Origin of the sequence: Lysinibacillus sp. RS11 (assembly GCF_042019215.1) — a bacterium.
GTDB lineage: Bacteria > Bacillota > Bacilli > Bacillales_A > Planococcaceae > Lysinibacillus > Lysinibacillus xylanilyticus_A.
This window is the reverse complement of the sequence record NZ_CP168124.1, coordinates 4045444-4063523: the sequence shown is the minus strand read 5'-3', so window position 1 is coordinate 4063523 and position 18080 is coordinate 4045444. Positions and strand designations below refer to the sequence as shown.

Below are 18080 nucleotides of genomic sequence, written 5' to 3'. Positions count from 1 at the left end.
TTATATGTAAATACATTCTATCACACTCATAACTGTATCATTTGCTAATTTTTGATAAAATATAAACAAGAAGAGGAGTGAGGGCATGACGGTATTAGAGGTACAACATGTGACAGGTGGTTATACAAGAAAGCCTGTAATTAAAGATTTATCATTTACGATTGAAAAAGGAGAGCTTGTTGGCTTAATTGGTTTGAACGGTGCTGGTAAAAGTACGACGATTAAGCATATTATCGGAACGATGCTTCCAAAAGAAGGAGACATTCGTTTAAATGGTGTGACGTTAAAGGAAAATACGGACAAGTATCGTACAGCATTTTCCTATATTCCTGAAACACCTGTATTATATGATGAGTTAACATTACGTGAACATTTAGAATTAACCGCAATGGCTTACGGGCTAGATGAAGCAACACTTGCAGCTCGTTCACAATTATTATTAAAGGAATTTCGAATGGAAAAACGACTGAATTGGTTCCCATCTCATTTCTCAAAAGGGATGCGTCAAAAGGTTATGATTATGTGCGCCTTTTTAGTCAATCCAAGTCTTTACATTATTGATGAGCCTTTTGTGGGACTCGACCCGCTAGGCATTCAATCATTGCTTGATCAAATGGATGAAAAGAAAAAAGAGGGCGCTTCTATATTAATGTCCACACATATTTTATCGACCGCTGAAAAGCATTGTGACCGCATAATTTTATTGCACGAAGGGCGTGTGCGAGCACAAGGGACAATGGAGGATCTACGTAAGGCATTTGCGATGCCACATGCGACATTAGATGACTTATATATTGCAATGACAAAGGAGCGCGACCATGAAGAACTTGCGTGATGTATGGTCCTCTCGCTTCATGCATTATATAGGTGAAGTGCAAAAATATATGCGATTTATTTTTACGGGGCATATAGCGATTGTAATAGTATTTCTTATTGGAGCAGGGGGCTATCAATATAGTGAATGGCTGAAAATTGTTCAGCCTGATTTTCCGGCAGAGGTAATAATTGCAGTGGTAGTTGGGATTTTGCTAGCATTTAGTCGTCCAACTTCACTTTTGAGAGAGCCTGACCAAGTGTATTTATTACCTTTAGAATCAAAAATGGCACAGTATTTTAAAAAGGCATTAGCGTGGACGTTTTGGTCACAGGTTTGGGTTGTGGCAATTGTTTATATCGTTAGTATTCCTTTATTAAAAGCTGTTACTGAATTAACAACATTTGAAGTTTGGGCAGTGTTCTTCCTTATTATTATATTGAAGTATTTGAGCGTTCAGGGTGAATATAGCTATCGTTATAGTGAACGTGGTCAAATGATTTGGGTGGACAGGCTAATTCGAGCTGTTATCTTTGGTGTTGCTGTTTACATGGGGCTTCATATGCAACTTCTTTTAGCGATTGTTGCAGTGGCTATTATGTGTGTGTATATTGTTATATTTAGAAAAAAATGTGCTGGCGAGCCTGTGCCGTACGAGCATTTTGTGAAGCTAGAACAAAATCGCATGATGAGTTTCTATCGTTTTGCTAATTATTTCACAGACGTTCCACATTTACGTGGCAGCATCCGTCGTCGTGGTTGGCTTGACTGGCTTTATAAATTTGTGTCATACAAGAAGGACAATGCTCAAAAGTACTTGGTGTTCCGGACATTTGTGCGTACAGACGATCATTTTTATTTATGGCTACGCTTAACAGTAATTTCAGCTGTTATTGCAGCTTTTGTAGATATTCCTGTAGTTACGTGGATTGTTGCAGGTGCATTGAGTTTTGCTACAACGATACAGCTAAAGCAGGCATTATTATCAAGTGGTGAATTCCGCATGGACATGCTTTATCCATTACCGGATGAAGCGCGAAAGGTTGCAGTCAAACAAATTGTACGTCTCGCAATGATTGTTCAAGCTATTATTGTCGGTCTATGTGGGGTTACACAGCCAATGTTTTATGTAACCTTCATTATCATTTTGGTTATAAGTGAATTGACTGCTAAGATCTCAAAACCTTAATAGGGTTAATTTCAGCTTATCACCAAAGGTAGATGACATTTTGCTAAAACGTATGCCATGTGAATAAGTTGATTGGAGTGGAGACTGGGAGACTCCTCGGGGATCAGCGATAGAGGAACGAAGGCTAAAACCATCACGTCCTGTGATAACGCCTTCGTGACCAACATCCTGCTGCTGTCGCTTCGCTTTCGCGCAAAAAACATCTGTTGCCCCGAGACCCTGCAGCGAAGCGGATGTTTTCTGTGCGAAAGCGTAGTGCTAACGCAGCGGCAGCAATGTTTTATATGTGCGAAAGTGCAACGACAGCAACAACAAAGCGCCCAGTCGGAACGGAAATCAACCCAAGTTATGGTGATCAGCAAATTATAAAAGCTCATTTCTCCAATTCTTTGATTGGAAAAATGAGCTTTATTTTTTATTCTACAAATTGATAGTCTAGTGCGGCTGTTAATAATACTTTTGCCGCTACGAGCATACCTTTTTCATCTATATCGAATTTTGGATGATGATGTGGGGCATATTCAGCTGGTTCGGCTCCGGTAAAGAAGAATGTACCTGGCTTTTCTTCTAAGTAGTAAGCGAAATCTTCGGCCCCCATAGTTGCTTCAATCTCTGCCACATCGCATATATCCTGTGCAATATTACGCACGAATAGTGTTTCCTTTTCATGATTTACAACTGCAGGGTAGCCACGACGATAATCAACTTCAATTGTACAATCTTGGGCAATTTCTGTACCTTGGATAACCCGTTTAAACTCACGCTCCATCGTTTCACGAACATCCTTATTAAACGTTCTAATTGTTCCATTTAAATAGGCTGTATCGGCAATAATATTGTCGGCATTAGATGCTACGAATGAACCAACTGATAAAACAGCCGATTCCGTCGGATCAACTCTACGGGCGACAAGTTGTTGTAAATTCATAACAAGTTGAGAGCCAATAACGATAGCATCCTTTGTTTGATGCGGATGAGCACCGTGACCACCCTTACCTTGAATTTTTATTTCAAAACTATCAACAGCGGCCATCGCCGGACCTACGCGGTAACCAATCATACCTGTTGGATGGCTGGAAGATAGATGTGTACCAAAAATAGCATCGACTCCGTCCAAAGCTCCAGCCTGTACCATACCAATCGCACCACCTGGATCAGCCTCTTCGGCATGCTGATGAATTAAAACATATTCTCCAGCTAATTCATCGCGCATTTCCCACAAAAGCTTACCGATAATTAATAAAGTAGCTGTATGACCATCATGCCCGCAAGCATGCATTACGCCAGGCACAGTTGATTTGTAAGGTACATCTTTTTCATCTTGTATAGGAAGTGCATCAAAGTCTGCTCGTAAAGCAATCGTTTTACCAGACTTGCTTCCTTTAATCCGTGCAATCAGACCATAACCACTGACATTAGCTTCCACCGGCACGCCTAACTGTTTATAAAATTGAATAATGTAGTTTGCAGTTTCTTGCTCCTGAAAGCTTAGCTCTGGATGCATATGTAGATGACGGCGAATAGCCACCATTTCATCAAAATGAGCATCAACCTTTTCACGTAGATGTTGGTTCATAGGAAACCTCCTTAAACAGAATGTATTAACTAGTATAGAAGTGAATATTCGCGCGTGCTGGGAGAATATCCGCGGAAGAGAAGTGAATACCCTCAAAGCTTAAAAAACTAAGCTTCGTCTTCTTCCTTCGGGGCAACATTATAGGTTGTGACATAGGAAGCTGCTGAGAAAATATTTTGCTGATTCACACCTGTTGGCTCTTTACGTTCTGCGTGCGCTGATGTAAAGGCCTTAGAGCTTTTCCATGCTTCGAACGAATGAGGACCGTTCCATTGTGTCATTACAATGTATGTTTCACTATTTATTGGACGTAGTAGTCGAAATGCTACAAAGCCTGGCTCATCTTCTATAGCACGTGCTCGATTTAAAAAGCGATGTTCAAAAACGGGTCGACCTTCATCGGTAACGGGAATATTGTTGAAGACAAAGAAGCCGCGTTCTTCTAAATTATTTACTGAATCTAGTACTTCAAACTTCCGTGGTGTCGTAAAGACAGATTTCCCTTCTGTTTCATGTATAAGCACAGAGTTTCCTTCTCCGTGTATTAAAATCATCTCCTCGTTTGGATATTTATTTTTTAACTGTTCTAAAAAATCACCTGTACCAGAAGTTAAATAAATATACATAAATTTGCCCTCCTTATGAATGTTCAAAATATAATGTGATTATCTCCATTTAAGTGTAAGTCTAAAGCTCTGTCAAAAAAGAATGCTTATAGAAAGAACAATTTTATGACATTTCACTAGGAAAACTATACAATAACAGAGGAAGCGTTTACTATTGAAAACGGATATCAATAATAACGGAATAAACAAGAGAATTTTACGATATGAATTTTATCGAGGGGAAGGAACTATTCATGACAACTTTTAATGATTCACTTCTACGTGCTGCACGAGGGGAAAGAACGGAACATACACCAGTTTGGTATATGCGACAAGCAGGACGCTCTCAGCCAGAATATCGTGCAATTAAAGAAAAGTACTCCTTAGAGGAAATTACACATCAACCTGAGCTTTGCGCGTATGTAACGCGTTTACCAGTTGAAAATTACAATGTTGATGCAGCAATTTTATACAAAGATATTGTAACGCCTCTTCCGGGTATTGGTGTAGATGTAGAAATCAAAGCAGGCGTAGGTCCTGTCATTTCAAACCCTATTCGATCAGTCGCTGATATAGAAAAATTAGGTGAATTCAATGCGAAAGAACATACACCATTCGTGTTAGAAACGATAAAATTGTTAACAGAAGAGCAGCTGAATGTACCACTAATTGGTTTTGCTGGGGCACCATTCACACTTGCAAGTTATATGATTGAAGGAGGTCCTTCAAGAAACTACAATAAAACAAAGTCATTTATGGTATCAGAGCCTCAAGCTTGGTTTGCATTAATGGACAAGTTAGCTGACATGATTATTTCTGATGTTTCTGCCCAAGTCGAAGCGGGAGCAAAAGCTATCCAAATATTTGACTCTTGGGTCGGTGCTTTAAATGTTGAAGACTATCGTGTATTCATTAAGCCGATTATGACACGTATTTTTGCTGAGCTGAAAAAAGAAAATGTGCCACTTATTCAGTTTGGTGTCGGTGCAAGTCATTTAGCGAAAGAGTGGAATGATTTACCGATCGATGTTGTTGGCCTAGATTGGCGTTTACCAATTAAAGAAGCACGCATAAACGGGATTACAAAACCAGTTCAAGGTAACTTAGATCCATCGCTATTACTTGCTGATTGGTCTGTTATTGAGAAACGTACGAAAGATATTATCGATCAAGGTTTAGGAATGCCTGGACATATCTTTAACTTAGGTCATGGTGTATTCCCAGAGGTAGACCCAGCAGTGTTAAAACGTTTAACGGCACTTATTCATGAATATAGTGCTCAACAAATCCAAGCACGTTCTTAAATAATGTAGAAGTGACCAAGGTTTTATCCTTTTCTATGAATGATGTTCAGATTTCATCATAAGAAAGGGTGCTGTCCAATCTGATGAATTGGACAGCTTCTTTTTGTCACATTAATATATGAGAAAAAATTTAATTTTAACTATTTTTAGAGGTGAAAAAGTTAATGAAAGAAATTAAAGGCTTATTAGTAATGGCATACGGAACACCCTATAAAGAAGAAGACATTGAACCTTACTATACACATATCCGACACGGTCGCAAACCATCAGAAGAGCATTTAGAAGATTTACGTAGTCGTTATGAAGCAATCGGTGGTTTATCGCCACTTGCTGCGGCTACAAAAGCACAAGCTGAAGCTTTATGTGCACGCTTGAATGAAGTACAAGATGATGTGGAATACAAATTATTTATCGGTTTAAAGCATATCCACCCATTCATTGAGGATGCTGTCGAAGGAATGGTAGCAGAAGGTATTAAAGAAGCAGTTTCTATCGTATTAGCTCCTCACTTCTCAACGTTCTCCATTAAATCATATAATGGCCGTGCAGCAGAAGCAGCTGGAGGTCGTTTAACAATTACGCCTGTGGAATCTTGGTATGATGAACCAAATTTCATTGAGTATTGGAAAATTAAAGTGAATGAAACATTTCATGCAATGTCTGAGGAAGAACGCGAAAAAGCATGTTTAATTGTGTCCGCACATTCACTTCCAGAGAAAATTAAAGAGTTAGGCGATCCATATGAAGATCAATTAATTGAGACAGCGCGACTAATCCAAGAAGCGACTGGTATAAAAAATGTAGAAGTTGGCTGGCAATCAGCAGGACAAACACCAGAACCTTGGATCGGTCCAGATGTTCAAGACTTAACGCGTGAACTTTACGAGCAGAAAGGCTTCCGTTCGTTCGTTTACACGCCAGTGGGCTTTGTAACGGAACATTTAGAAGTTTTATATGACAACGATTTTGAATGTAAAGTTGTTTGTGATGAACTTGGCGCGAACTATTATCGTCCAGCAATGCCAAATACACACCCATTATTTATTGATGCAATGGTTGATGCCATTCATAAAAAATTAAGCTAAGCGAAAAGAAAGTGATGATGTTGGTGACTCAGAAAAGACGTAAGGTAGTTGTGGTAGGCGGTGGCATTACTGGCCTCACAGCTGCATTCTATTTGCAAAAAGAAGCACGCGCAAAAGAATTGCCGTTAGATATCGTACTTGTCGAGTCGTCATTACGTCTTGGCGGAAAAATACAAACACTGCGAAAAGATGGCTTTATTATTGAGCGCGGGCCAGAATCTTTTTTTGATCGTGAGAACTATGTATATGCTCTAGCAAAAGATTTAGGAATTGAACAGGAATTGATTACAAGCAATGCAGGACCGAATTATATTGCTGTTGGTAGTAAATTATATCCAATTCCGAGTAATCTTTTGTCTGGGGCAACACCGCTTATCTCGTCATTTATTACATCAGGTTTGTTTTCACTCAGCGGTAAAGTCCGTGCAGCGGGTGATTTTTTCATCGCCCGTTCTGCACAAGATGATGATCAACCATTAGGGCAATTTTTTAGAAGAAGATTCGGTGCTGAAGTTGTGGAAAATCTAGTAGAACCATTACTTGCAGGAACATTTGCTGGTGATATTGAGCAGTTAAGTATGCGTTTAACATTCCCGCAGCTCTACGGATTAGAACAAAAATATCGTAGCCTACTGATTGGTATGAAAAAGTCTGGTACGAATTTTTTAAGTAACCATCGCATCTCGAAAGATAAGGGGATTTTTCAAACATTTAATAATGGTCTTGAGACACTTATCGAAAAGCTTGAAGAATCACTACTTCCTGGGACAGTTATGAAGGGTGTTAAAGTTGAAGAAATAGAACATGGTAAAGATGGTACTGTCCAAGTTGTGTTAAATAATTTTACACAATTAAAAGCAGATGCTGTTCTTATTGCTACACCATTTAATGTGGCAGAAAAAATGTTCAACAAACACCAGCTATTAAGTGAATTGAGTACGATGAAGGCTGCAACTATTGCAACTGTGACAATGGCCTTTAAAAAAGACCAGTTAGGTGATTTAGATGCATTATCATTTTTTGTCTCTCGAAATAGTGATTTTTCAATAACTTCTTGCACTTGGATTAATCGAAAGTGGCCTGGCACAACACCAAATGATTACGTGCTATTACGTAGTTATATTGGACGAGTGGGTGACGAGGCAATTGTAGCGTTATCTGATACTGAAATTGAAAAGACCGTCTTGCAGGATTTAACGAAAACAATTGGTGTAGATGGAGCACCGTTGATGACAGTAGTTTCTCGCTGGAAAAATGCTATGCCGCAGTATACGGTAGGTCATGAGGCGATGATAGAGCGTGTAAAGAAAGAATTGCAAGAACATTTTCCAACTGTTAAGCTCTCAGGAAGTTCCTTCGAAGGAATATCTATACCAGAGTGCGTTGAGCAAGGTAAGAACGTTGCTAATGAAATATTAATGGAAATGTTTGAGCAGCAATAAAGCTAAAGAGATGGATAGTCGCACAAAGAAGATGCGAAATATCACTGAACAACAAGCCAGGGAAGGTTAAATGAAACTTCCCTGGCTTGTTTCACTTTAAGTTACCTAGAATCTACTATTAGAAAATCCGATGACATGACCATAATATCCCGTCAGAATTAGCACCCCCTAGCATGAGTTCTATATCTAATCCATCAGCTTCATAGAATAAATCAATCGCATCAAAAAAATCCTTTTATCAGAAAAGGGAAATATAAAGGTGCCAAGAAGAAATATCATGTAGCTGCAAAGGAAAAGATAAAATCGTATATGATGGAGTGGTCAGGTTATTGGCTGCTGGTGAAAGCGTGATGAATATTTATTGATAACACGGTCTTTCCAGAAACACCATTACAAAAAACGAGTTTGAATGGGAAGGAAGAAAAAGTGTGTCCCCAAATACAATTTTTTTTATCGTACTTATTCTAATTATTTTTATGCTAAGGAAACATATTAAATTTATAACAGTTATTAAATGGGGCTATACTGATAATAATTTTGGCAAAACGTTAAACGTTTCCTATAAAAGGTTTGCCGGCTTGGATAATTATAATTTTTTTTTCAGAAAGGGAAATATCGTTACGATCTCATATGATGTAAAAGTGGAGGAAGGAGAGCTAACCTTAGAATGGACTGATCGCAAGAAAATAATCTGGCAAGAAACATTTAAAGAAGACAGCCAAGGTACTTTTACTACCCTTGCAGACCATCGCCTGCATTATGTCCATATTGAAGGAAAGAATACTAAAGGTGGATATCATATAAAATTCACAGAAAAGGGTAATGAATAAGGGATTTTCTGCCGTAAACTTATCCTTATAACTATGAAGATATTAAGCGACCATCTGATGCTGTCGGTTTGAAACAAAGATGCAGCCCACTGAAAGCAATTATGCCGAGGTATCATTAATTGATTTGGATATTTGTGGTGAAACAGCTGAAGAATAGGGGGGTAAGTTTGGAAATTGGATTAGGTATTTTGGGGTTAGCATTGGCACTAGGCGTAGCTTTTATGATAAGTCATGGTAAATCGAACAAAGAGAAATATATAATTTGGGGAATAACTATGATGTTAGTAATTGCTCCTTTATTCTCATGGGTTGTTTCTATTCTGTATGGGGTATATGAAGGTGAGGGTTTTGCGGCAGTCGCACTAATGATGGTAATGTTTCCGCTTCTGTTTTTAATCGGGCTTGTCCTTCTTCTTATGGGAATTTTAAAAAAAGGGAAAGCAAAATCTATTTAGCCAGCGTGTGCGTAACATCCTGTATTGTTTTTTATCCGATTTTCACTTGTTATGAATTCCCTAATTATATAAAATAAAAAACCCGGAAATAATATCCGGGTTTGAATTCCACTTACATTTATTTCTCCATGACACACTGCCTCGCTTCCGCATAGAATCTTAAGATATCCCTAAGATACTGTACTTTAGCTTTATTCAGTAAGAGCTATCGATCAACCTTACTCATCGGGTTAACCCTCCTAGTCATTGGATTTGAAGTGAAATCTTTAATAGTATAGATCAATTATTATTTTTTATACGCATTATTTTTTATTAAATTAGCAGGTGTGTTGATTAACCATTTTTGGGCGACTCGCTTTGTTGTTATGTGCATTCGCTATCAATAATTTTTGGTTGGATAAATGCTTGTTGATGAAGCGTTACATAATAATAGCGAAAATTACTTTATTTGTTTGTCATAAATTTACCTCTCAAGTTTCACTTGGATTTCACAATTGTGAAGTATAGTTAAGAAACAGAGGTGATGATGTTGAAAAAATGGGCATTCTTCATTTTTTCTTTAGTACAGATTGTATGGTTAGCAGGATGTACGGAGAAGTCGCTTGAGTCTATTGAACGCGATCAGAACTTTATTGCGTCCTTAAATATACAAGAACCTTCATTAGATTTTATAGATGAACAAGGTAATGTCATAGCAACATGGTTATTTGACAAAGCTTACTCAGGGGCAATATTGCTCGGACAGGATCATGTATTATTGTATGGTCATCAATTGAATGAAATTGACGTCTATACATTATCAACCGGGAAGAAGCTCTACTCTAAAAAAGTACAGGTTGGTACAACGAATGCGTATTATGTTGAAAATAAAAAACAGTTTTTTATTACGAATAGCAAAACAAATACTGTGACAAGCTTTGATGAGAAAGGCAATGAGCTTGCAACACAGAAGCTTGGTAATTATCCTATGTCGATGGCTGCCTATAAAGATAAGCTATATGTAATAAATTATAAAGACACGAAATTATCGGTGTTAAACATTGATAATCTAAAGGTTGAGCAAGAGTGGCCGATTCAAAAATCATCTCATGGGATAGCAATTCTTGAAGAGACGAATGAACTTTGGATAGGTGGTCATGGAGAAGGAAGCAAACCGAATAGTACTGTGAAAAAATATGATCTTACGACAGGTGAGGAACATGGAGAGATAGAAATGCCTTTAATGCCTGTTGGATTAACCAAAACAAAGGATTCTGTCCTCGTTGTTAGTCATGGCCATAATAAATTATATGTGGCTGACTTTGATGGAAATGTGAAATGGCAGCTAGAGGTAGGCGCTAATCCATTTGTCGTAAATCAGTTTAAAGATTATATTGTTGTCGCTGGCTATGATGACCATACTTTGTATTTTATAAAAGAAGGTCAGGTGAAGAAAACAGTTGATGTGGGGAACGGTGCATTTCAACTGTTAGTGAGGGAGGAATAAATGTGACAACTGTATTAATTGTTGATGATGAACAAGATATGCGTAATTTAATAGAAATGATGCTCAATAATTCAAAAATTGAGACCTTTACAGCAGCGAGTGGTACAGAAGCATATGATATTATTATGCGCGAAAAAATTGATTTAGTTTTACTCGATGTAATGATGCCACATGAAGATGGCTTTGTAGTTTGTCAAAGCATACGTGTGATGTCGAATGTACCAATTATCTTCCTAACAGCACGTGATGCAAATGAGGATAAAGTAAAAGGCCTAACACTTGGCGGAGATGATTATCTTGTAAAACCTTTTACAAACGATGAACTAGTTGCGCGAATCCATGCTGTATTAAGAAGAAGCGGTACTAATATTGTAGATTTGCAGCAAAAATATGTGATGATTGGACCTATTAAGTTAGATGAGATTGCACGTAAGGTATCTGTAGATGGAAAAAGTGTTCCGCTTACTTTAAAGGAATTTGAACTATTGCATTTATTTATGAATAATCCTGGGAATGCATATACAAGGGAGCAACTACTAGAACGCATTTGGGACATTGATTATGTAGGGGGAACAAGAACGGTTGACACGCATATAAAAACCTTGCGTATAAAGCTTGGAAAGGAAGCCGCGGGGCATATTCAAACCGTCTGGGGAGTGGGCTACCGTTTTGATCCTGGCGAATGAGAAAGATTTCAACACGCATTTTGTTATTAATCTTTGCATTTTTAATGATTACCGTTTTCTTTATGTATGTCCTGACGGATTATTTATATGAACGACTTTATGTAGAAGACACGAGAGAGATGATGGTAGAGGTTGGAACAAAGCTCCAAACTATGTATACCAGTGGTAAGGTAACGGATGAATTTATTGCAGATATTGAACATTATGCGAATTATTCGAATTTGAATATTTTTGCAGTAAGAAATCCACGTGAACTAAGTGCTTGTGTACCCTTTGATATTGATTACGAAACATTAATTGGCCCTGAGGAGCGACAGCAATTACTTGCAGGTGAATATGTGCAAAAAATCGGCTATGAGCCCCGATTTGATAGAAAGCTAATTTCTGTAGTACTTCCACTAGTAGATCAAAATAGGCTTGAAGGGATTATTTATATTTACTTTCCTCTAGTAAAAATTAGTGAGTTAGCAAATAATGAGGTCATTTTCTTATTTGTCAGTGCCTTTATATTTTTAATTGTAATCAGCTTTTTAATTTATAAAGGGATTCGTCATATTATGCGACCATTAAGCAATTTGCAAAGGGCTGTCGAGCAAATGTCATATGGAAACTACGGAACACGTGTACCAGTTCATTCAAAAGATGAAGTTGGGAAATTATCCAGCACCTTTAACAAAATGGCAGAGGCTATACAACAAGAGGATGAGGCTCAGAAAACGTTTTTAGCAACAGTTTCACATGAGTTACGGACGCCCATTAGCTATGTGAAGGGGTATAGTGAAGCAATACAGAAAAACATTATTCCGGAAAATCAAAAAGAGGAAACGATCCAGCTTATTGTACGTGAGGCGAATCGTATGGAACGTTTGACAAATGAACTACTTCAACTCGCCCGTATGGAAAATGAACAAGCAGAAATAACTTTATATCCAATTCCTCTTGCCGAAACATTACGTGAGGTTCAAAAAATATTAACTCATCAGGCGAAAAAGAAAAGCATTACACTTCATCTAGATGTTGATGATGCGTTAATCATCAAAGCTGAGGAAGTAAAGCTGAAACAAATTATTATTAATATTATTGAAAATGCTATTAATTATTCGTATGAGCAGTCAAAAGTTGAAATCACTGCTATTGAAAATAATGGTCATGCGCAAATTACTATCAAGGATTACGGGATCGGTATTCCACAGGAGGATTTATCGCATGTAACAGAACGTTTTTATCGTGTTAACAAAGCACGAGGTCGAGCTGATGGTGGCAGTGGACTAGGCTTGTCGATTGTTGAACAATTGTTGAAGCAGTTAGATGGTAAAATTGACATTACAAGTGAAGTTGAAAAAGGCACAGTTGTAAAAATTATGTTGCCGTTAATGGAGGAGTAACACATGAAAAAATGGTTATTGGCATTAGTCGCAGTACCTGCATTGTTAGTAGGGTGCGGAGACAAGAAAGAGTCAGCAGATTTGAAAGAGCCAGAAATGCCTCAAATTCCAGAGGTTGAAATTTTAACACCGAAAGAAGTAGCGATTAATGAAACGATTGAACTTGCAGCGCACGTCGAACAAGGTGGGGAAAACGTGGATGATGCAATTGTACAATTTGAAGTATGGGAATCGGGTAAACGCGATGAAAGCAAAATGATGGACGGTAAATTAGAGAAAGATGGCGTTTATAAAGCAACGACTACATTTGACCACGATGGTGTTTATTATATGTTTGCTCACACAACTGCTAATGGTGTTCATAATATGCCGAAGCAACAAATTACAGCTGGGAAACCTGATATGACAAAAGTTTTACCAGAGGATGAAAAAGCAAGTAATAGCATGGATGATAACATGATGAATCACGGTAATGATACATCAGATGACGCTGAGCATGGTGATCACGAAAAAAATGAAGAAAATCATCATTAAATGCTTGCATTATTTTTCAATTAGGAATATGATAATGACCAGATGACCGAAATGGTTTTCTGGTCATCGTCGTTTTCGGTGTACAAAACAAGTACATAACTTTAACAAAGAAAGGATGTTACTAATGGATCGTAGGCAGGAGATTCTTGAAGCAGCTGCAAAATCTTTTACATTGTTCGGTTACAAGGCGACAACGATGGAGCAAGTGGCGAAAATCGCTAATGTTGGTAAAGGAACGATTTACACATTCTTTGCAAATAAAGAAATTTTATTTCAAGAGATAGCCATGTCACTAGTACGAGACATGAAGGCTGAGGCGGATGCAGTGTTGGATGCATCAGCTGGCTTTATGGAAAATGCACACAATGCTTTAATGAGAATGCTACAGTTCCGTGAAAAACATCTTTTATTTGCGAAGTTATTAGAAGAGGAAAAAGAATTGCGAACGCCGGCAGTCAAACAAGTTTTAATTCGCATTGAGACTGAAATTTTATCGTATGTTGCTGAGTTAATTCAAAGACGTATTGATAAAGGTGAAATCAAAGACTGTGATGCAGAATTAGTAAGCTATCTGTTGCTAAAGGCGTATCTAGCATTTATTGTTGATTGGCATGAGCTACATGGCGACATTATTCCAGAAGAAAAGATACTGAATCTTTTTAAGGAAACAATCTTCCGTGGGCTAATTTTAACTTGATTCGGTTGGGATAATAGGGAAATAAAAATACTGAATCAAGTGAAAGCCTAGGAGCAAATTTAGCCCATAAGAGGGTTTAGATTTTTTTTTGAATAAAAATGACCAACTGACGTTTTCGGTCAAAAAGTTTAGGAGTGAAGAAAACTTATGATTAAAGCTGAGTGGCTAAAAATCTTTAAAACCAAAAAAATGCTTGTTTCAATAATCGCTGTATTATTTATACCGGTTATGTATGCAGGTATGTTTTTATGGGCGTTCTGGGATCCATATAAAAGCCTACCTGAATTACCAGTAGCTGTTGTCAATGAAGATAAAGGTGCTGAAATGGCAGGAGTTAAATTAGATGTAGGGAAAGACTTAGTCGATAATCTCGTCAAAAGTGAGCAGTTTAAATTTATTGAAGTAACCAAAGAAGAAGCTAAAAAAGGCTTAAATGGTCGAGATTACTATATGATTTTAGAAATTCCAGCAAATTTCTCTGAGCATGCCACTACGTTATTAGATGACAAACCTTCTAAATTAGTTATGAACTATATTCCAAATGAAGGATTAAACTTCCTAAGTGCACAAATTGGCGATTCAGCAATGGAAATGATACGTGCGGAAGTAAATACACAAATTTCAACTACTTATGCAGAAAATTTATTTGATACAATTACAACAATGGGAGATGGCTTTACGGAGGCTGCTGATGGCTCTAGTAAGCTAGATGAAGGTGCCAAATCTTTAGCCAATGGTGCGAAAGATTTAAAAGGTTATCTTGAGCAATTAGCATCAAGTACAGTTGAATTGTCAAATGGTACAGATAAAATTACTAAAGGTGCTGGAGAGGCTGCAAAAGGCGCTAATGATTTATCTTCTGGCTTAGTAAAATTAGAAGACGGAACTGGACAGTTGCAAAAAGGTGCACAGCAAGCAGCAACTGGAGCAACAACCCTTCAGCAAGGTTTATCGCAATATACTCAAGGTGTAGCGAAGGTGCAAGCAGGTTTATCTACAATTAATGAGAAACAACAACAAATTAGTTCAGGTGCAGCTTCAATTGCTGACAATGCAGGCGCATTAAATGGTGCAGCAAACCAATTAACTGCTGGTTCTGCAAAAGTAGAAGAAGGTATCACTGCTTTATCCAATCAATTACAAGGCATGATGGCTTCACTACCTGAAGAGGAAGCTGCAGCATTAAAGCAAACTTTAGCAGAGCTACAAGCAGGAAGTGCCAGCGTGCATAATGGCTTAAATTCTTTATCTGCTGGTACAGAAAAATTACAAGCAGGTGCTAGTCAAGTAAGTTCTGGTGCAACTCAAATTGCAGCAGGTCAAGGAGAAGTGTTAGCAGGTGCTAATGCATTAACAGCAAAAAGCGGTGCATTAGTCGAAGGAGCAAAAGGTCTCCAAGCTGGTAATGCAACGCTTGCACAAAAATTAGGTGAATTAAATGCTGGTGTGAATACAGCCGTAACAGGTTCTAAAGCATTAGCTTCAGGTTTAAATGAACTAGCAAGTGGTTCAACAGCATTGAATCAAGGTACTTCAACACTTGCATCAAAATCAGGTGAGTTAGCACAAGGTTCTGCAGAGCTTGCAGATGGTTCATCTGAACTTGCAAATGGTACATCAACTTTATCTAGCGAATTAGGTGAAGCAGGTGAAAAAGCAGGCGAAGTTCATGTAAATAAAGACACATATGAGATGGTAGGTAAACCAGTTGAGATTGAAAAAGAATCTGTTAACCATGTACCTAACTATGGAACAGGTTTCTCACCATACTTTATTTCTCTTGGTTTATTTGTTGGTGCATTAATGATCTCTATCGTTTTCCCACTTGTAGAACCAGCAATTCGTCCAAAAAATGGTGCAGCTTGGTTTACAAGTAAAGTCTCAGTTTTAGCAACAGTCGGCTTAATTCAATCTATAGGAACAGTAGTTATTGTAAAATGGGGTTTAGGCCTTGAAGTATACAGTTTAGGACACTTTTTCCTAACAGCATTATTAACAAGCTATGTTTTCTTAGCTTTAATCCAAATGTTAGTGTCCATTTTCGGTGATCCAGGACGCTTCATGGCGATTGTTATATTAATTTTACAACTTACAACAAGTGCGGGTACATTCCCACTTGAGTTAATTCCAGAACCATTACAAGTATTTAATACACTATTGCCAATGACATATACTGTTCAAGCATTTAAAACATGTATCTCTACTGGTGATATGTCATTCTTAATGCAAAACTACGGAATTCTATTAGGTTTCCTAGTAGTATTCTTAGCTATTACATTCGGTTATTTCATGTTACTACATGCAAAACGTTACTCAAAAGTAGCCGAAGAAAACTAAAAATAACACTTTTGACACCCACCCATGTGGGTGTCTTTTTTGTTGGACAAGTGCTTTAAATAAGGTAACAGGGAGAACTGCTCGGGTGCGTGGGGAAACTGCTCAGCTCAAAGGAAGAGCTTCATAGGTAAAAAATATAAAAAAACAACAGCTGATATGAGCGTATCAGCTGTTGTTTTTTGTAAGTGTAAGAGATTTAATTAAGGGTTCATCAAAAAATGATGAGTGGTGTCATTATTAGTACGTGTGGGGCACGTATATGACTATTACAGAATAGGCAAATGCTTATAGGTGGTTACATTTTTCACAAGTGTTGCTGTAGCATTCGCTTTGTTCTTCCATTTTTTCACCGCATTCTGTGCATTGTTTTGCAGGTAGATTCTTGAAAAATTCAACTACGTTTTCTAACATTGTGGACTCCTCCTTTAAGTTCATCTGTACTATTACTGTTTTGTTATTTCCTAGTGTATTATAACAGATGCTTTTCGTCAACACTAAATGCCTAATTTACGTTAAAATAAATATGGATATTTTGTGAAGGAGGAGATGTAATTATGATATTCGTTGATAATAAAGGGATTCATGATCCACGCATTAATCTTGCTATTGAGGAGTATTTATTGAAAACGATGGATGTTGAGAAGGAGCCAGTGCTGCTTTTTTACATAAATCAACCTTCAATCATCATTGGCAAAAATCAAAATACAATCGAAGAGATTAATACAGATTATGTGGAGGATAATGGCATAATCGTTGTACGTCGTCTTTCAGGTGGAGGCGCAGTATATCATGATTTAGGGAACCTTAACTACAGTTTTATCACTACAGATGATGGCGAAAGCTTTATGAATTATAGAAAGTTCACACAGCCTGTTGTAGATGCACTTGCAAAAATGGGCGTTCACGCTGAACTTTCAGGTCGCAACGACATTTTAGCGGAAGGACGTAAAGTTTCTGGCAACGCACAATTTTCTACAAAGGGCCGTATGTATAGCCACGGTACTTTAATGTTTGATACAGAAATTGATGCTGTTGTATCTGCTTTAAAGGTGAAGAAAGATAAAATTGAATCAAAGGGCATTAAATCGATTCGTTCGCGAGTAGCTAATATTTCTGAGTTTTTAAAGGATCAGATGACGGTTGAAGAATTCCGTCTAGAAATTTTAAAATCGATTTTCGGTGGCGAAGAGAATATTCGCTACTATGAGCTAACGGAAGAAGATTGGACAAATATACACAAGCTATCTGCTGAGCGTTATCAAACATGGGAGTGGAACTATGGCAAATCACCACGCTTCAATATTCAAAAAACACATCGTTTCCCAACTGGAGGTATTGATATTCGCTTAGAAGTGAATCATGGAATTATCGAAGAAGCACATATTTTTGGTGATTTCTTTGGTGTGGGCGATATGGCAGATGTTGAACAACGTTTAGTTGGGACAAACTATGATCGAACTGCAATCGCTGAAGCGTTAGCAGATATTGATATTCCAACATACTTTGGTGGAATTACGACAGAAGAGTTTCTACAATTAGTATATTAAGAAAAGCTTGTGTAGAAGTTGTTAAATGTCCTTACTGATTCGTATTAACTTTTGCTACAAAAAGGTTCGTTGACAATTATGTCGTCGGACCTTTTTTTGATACAATAT

Annotated in this window: 18 protein-coding genes; 15 read left to right on the top strand and 3 right to left on the bottom strand. The window is 37.6% G+C overall.

The window, feature by feature from the left end:
• Positions 1-85 precede the first annotated feature (85 nt).
• The 3 genes from AB9L17_RS21010 to AB9L17_RS21000 all read left to right on the top strand — a co-directional run bounded on the left by AB9L17_RS21010 (position 86) and on the right by AB9L17_RS21000 (position 2434).
• The gene (locus AB9L17_RS21010; RefSeq protein ID WP_068986013.1) at positions 86-835 is read left to right on the top strand and encodes an ABC transporter ATP-binding protein; all 750 of its coding nucleotides are present in this window, start codon (positions 86-88) and stop codon (positions 833-835) included.
• The gene (locus AB9L17_RS21005) at positions 819-2003 is read left to right on the top strand and encodes an ABC transporter permease (RefSeq protein WP_375199752.1); all 1185 of its coding nucleotides are present in this window, start codon (positions 819-821) and stop codon (positions 2001-2003) included. Before AB9L17_RS21010 ends, AB9L17_RS21005 begins: the two co-directional genes overlap by 17 nt.
• Positions 2004-2245: 242 nt before the next feature.
• Complete coding sequence (locus tag AB9L17_RS21000; RefSeq protein WP_375199751.1) at positions 2246-2434, top strand: hypothetical protein; 189 nt, start codon at positions 2246-2248, stop codon at positions 2432-2434.
• On the opposite strand, the gene AB9L17_RS20995 is transcribed toward AB9L17_RS21000, so the two are convergent.
• Positions 2419-3579 carry an amidohydrolase gene (locus tag AB9L17_RS20995; protein ID WP_375199750.1) on the bottom strand — a complete coding sequence of 387 codons (1161 nt, stop codon included), beginning with the start codon at positions 3577-3579 and terminating at the stop codon, positions 2419-2421. The two genes, AB9L17_RS21000 and AB9L17_RS20995, sit on opposite strands and share 16 nt — an antisense overlap.
• Before the next feature lie 107 nt (positions 3580-3686).
• On the bottom strand, positions 3687-4205 hold the full coding sequence (locus AB9L17_RS20990) for an antibiotic biosynthesis monooxygenase family protein (protein ID WP_068986009.1): 519 nt from the start codon (positions 4203-4205) through the stop codon (positions 3687-3689).
• Positions 4206-4438: 233 nt separating this feature from the next.
• Between AB9L17_RS20990 and hemE the strand changes: the two genes are divergently transcribed.
• The 11 genes from hemE to AB9L17_RS20935 all read left to right on the top strand — a co-directional run bounded on the left by hemE (position 4439) and on the right by AB9L17_RS20935 (position 16425).
• The gene (gene hemE / locus AB9L17_RS20985; protein WP_375199749.1) at positions 4439-5488 is read left to right on the top strand and encodes a uroporphyrinogen decarboxylase; all 1050 of its coding nucleotides are present in this window, start codon (positions 4439-4441) and stop codon (positions 5486-5488) included.
• Between the two features lie 164 nt (positions 5489-5652).
• Positions 5653-6573 (top strand): ferrochelatase, encoded by a 921-nt coding sequence (gene hemH / locus AB9L17_RS20980; protein WP_068986008.1) that lies wholly within the window; start codon positions 5653-5655, stop codon positions 6571-6573.
• A gap of 14 nt (positions 6574-6587) precedes the next feature.
• Positions 6588-8015 (top strand): protoporphyrinogen oxidase, encoded by a 1428-nt coding sequence (gene hemY, locus AB9L17_RS20975; RefSeq protein WP_223553935.1) that lies wholly within the window; start codon positions 6588-6590, stop codon positions 8013-8015.
• 428 nt (positions 8016-8443) lie between these two features.
• Entirely contained in the window at positions 8444-8845 is a 402-nt protein-coding gene (locus AB9L17_RS20970; protein WP_068986006.1) for a hypothetical protein, read from the top strand.
• 167 nt (positions 8846-9012) lie between these two features.
• Complete coding sequence (locus tag AB9L17_RS20965; protein WP_375199748.1) at positions 9013-9300, top strand: hypothetical protein; 288 nt, start codon at positions 9013-9015, stop codon at positions 9298-9300.
• Positions 9301-9826: 526 nt separating this feature from the next.
• A complete protein-coding gene (locus tag AB9L17_RS20960; protein ID WP_375199747.1) occupies positions 9827-10786 on the top strand; it encodes a YncE family protein in 960 nt (319 codons plus the stop codon).
• A gap of 2 nt (positions 10787-10788) precedes the next feature.
• Positions 10789-11472: a response regulator transcription factor gene (locus tag AB9L17_RS20955; protein WP_083227090.1), complete on the top strand. Its 684-nt coding sequence runs from the start codon at positions 10789-10791 to the stop codon at positions 11470-11472.
• Positions 11469-12857 carry a sensor histidine kinase gene (locus AB9L17_RS20950; protein WP_068986004.1) on the top strand — a complete coding sequence of 463 codons (1389 nt, stop codon included), beginning with the start codon at positions 11469-11471 and terminating at the stop codon, positions 12855-12857. Before AB9L17_RS20955 ends, AB9L17_RS20950 begins: the two co-directional genes overlap by 4 nt.
• Before the next feature lie 3 nt (positions 12858-12860).
• Entirely contained in the window at positions 12861-13391 is a 531-nt protein-coding gene (locus AB9L17_RS20945; protein ID WP_068986003.1) for a FixH family protein, read from the top strand.
• A 124-nt stretch (positions 13392-13515) separates the two neighbouring features.
• Positions 13516-14088 (top strand): TetR/AcrR family transcriptional regulator, encoded by a 573-nt coding sequence (locus AB9L17_RS20940; protein WP_068986002.1) that lies wholly within the window; start codon positions 13516-13518, stop codon positions 14086-14088.
• Between the two features lie 147 nt (positions 14089-14235).
• The gene (locus AB9L17_RS20935; protein WP_068986001.1) at positions 14236-16425 is read left to right on the top strand and encodes a YhgE/Pip domain-containing protein; all 2190 of its coding nucleotides are present in this window, start codon (positions 14236-14238) and stop codon (positions 16423-16425) included.
• Positions 16426-16710: 285 nt separating this feature from the next.
• On the opposite strand, the gene yhfH is transcribed toward AB9L17_RS20935, so the two are convergent.
• A complete protein-coding gene (gene yhfH / locus AB9L17_RS20930; RefSeq protein ID WP_004230455.1) occupies positions 16711-16836 on the bottom strand; it encodes a protein YhfH in 126 nt (41 codons plus the stop codon).
• Between the two features lie 143 nt (positions 16837-16979).
• On the opposite strand from yhfH, the gene AB9L17_RS20925 reads away from it, so the two are divergent.
• Complete coding sequence (locus AB9L17_RS20925; protein WP_068986000.1) at positions 16980-17972, top strand: lipoate--protein ligase; 993 nt, start codon at positions 16980-16982, stop codon at positions 17970-17972.
• Positions 17973-18080: the final 108 nt, after the last annotated feature.

Bases quoted from the DNA above. Each gene is read 5' to 3' on its own strand.
- AB9L17_RS21010 (WP_068986013.1), top strand. From the start codon at position 86: ATGACGGTATTAGAGGTACAACATGTGACAGGTGGTTATACAAGAAAG.
- AB9L17_RS21005 (WP_375199752.1), top strand. From the start codon at position 819: ATGAAGAACTTGCGTGATGTATGGTCCTCTCGCTTCATGCATTATATA.
- AB9L17_RS20995 (WP_375199750.1), bottom strand. From the start codon at position 3,579: ATGAACCAACATCTACGTGAAAAGGTTGATGCTCATTTTGATGAAATG.
- AB9L17_RS20990 (WP_068986009.1), bottom strand. From the start codon at position 4,205: ATGTATATTTATTTAACTTCTGGTACAGGTGATTTTTTAGAACAGTTA.
- hemE (WP_375199749.1), top strand. From the start codon at position 4,439: ATGACAACTTTTAATGATTCACTTCTACGTGCTGCACGAGGGGAAAGA.
- hemH (WP_068986008.1), top strand. From the start codon at position 5,653: ATGAAAGAAATTAAAGGCTTATTAGTAATGGCATACGGAACACCCTAT.
- hemY (WP_223553935.1), top strand. From the start codon at position 6,588: ATGATGTTGGTGACTCAGAAAAGACGTAAGGTAGTTGTGGTAGGCGGT.
- AB9L17_RS20960 (WP_375199747.1), top strand. From the start codon at position 9,827: ATGTTGAAAAAATGGGCATTCTTCATTTTTTCTTTAGTACAGATTGTA.
- AB9L17_RS20950 (WP_068986004.1), top strand. From the start codon at position 11,469: ATGAGAAAGATTTCAACACGCATTTTGTTATTAATCTTTGCATTTTTA.
- AB9L17_RS20945 (WP_068986003.1), top strand. From the start codon at position 12,861: ATGAAAAAATGGTTATTGGCATTAGTCGCAGTACCTGCATTGTTAGTA.
- AB9L17_RS20940 (WP_068986002.1), top strand. From the start codon at position 13,516: ATGGATCGTAGGCAGGAGATTCTTGAAGCAGCTGCAAAATCTTTTACA.
- AB9L17_RS20935 (WP_068986001.1), top strand. From the start codon at position 14,236: ATGATTAAAGCTGAGTGGCTAAAAATCTTTAAAACCAAAAAAATGCTT.
- yhfH (WP_004230455.1), bottom strand. From the start codon at position 16,836: ATGTTAGAAAACGTAGTTGAATTTTTCAAGAATCTACCTGCAAAACAA.
- AB9L17_RS20925 (WP_068986000.1), top strand. From the start codon at position 16,980: ATGATATTCGTTGATAATAAAGGGATTCATGATCCACGCATTAATCTT.